Genomic DNA, 552 nt, shown 5'->3' with positions numbered 1-552 from the left:
GTGTACCCAAATGAGCGCCACGCTCGTAGTCACTGGCCTTAGGCGCCGTGAACAGGGAGTGACGCGGATCTCTCTCGCAGTAGACATAACTACACCATCCATCTGGTACACTTACGTTGTTCACGATTAAACGATTAAGGAGACGCGCATGTCCACGATGACGAAACGGCGACGCTGGTCGCTGCTGGTGACTGTCGGAGCGGGGCTCCTACTGATCACCCTCGACAACTCGATCCTGTACACGGCATTGCCGACACTGACCGAGGACCTTGAGGCATCAAGCACCCAGAGCCTGTGGATCATCAACGCCTATCCCCTGGTGATGGCGGGCCTGCTGCTCGGTAGCGGGACCCTCGGTGATCGCATCGGCCACACGCAGATGTTCGTCGTCGGCCTGGTGATCTTCGGGTTGGCGTCCCTGCTCGCAGCGTTGGCGCCGTCGCCCGAGGTGCTGATCGGTGCACGCGCTGTGCTCGCTGTCGGTGCGGCAGCGATGATGCCGGCAACCCTGGCACTGATCCGCACGTACTTCACGGTCGAGCGCGAGCGGAA

General features: G+C 61.2%; 1 protein-coding gene. It reads left to right on the top strand.

What is annotated here, in order from left to right; translation table 11 throughout:
- Positions 1 to 148: 148 nt before the first annotated feature.
- Positions 149 to 552, top strand: a 404-nt coding sequence (locus tag HMPREF3148_RS04360) for an MFS transporter (RefSeq protein ID WP_049166760.1), incomplete at its 3' end; no start/stop codon positions are given.

Origin of the sequence: Corynebacterium sp. HMSC05D08, from assembly GCF_001807215.1 — a bacterium.
GTDB lineage: Bacteria > Actinomycetota > Actinomycetes > Mycobacteriales > Mycobacteriaceae > Corynebacterium > Corynebacterium striatum.
This window is presented reverse-complemented; position numbering and strand designations above follow the sequence as displayed.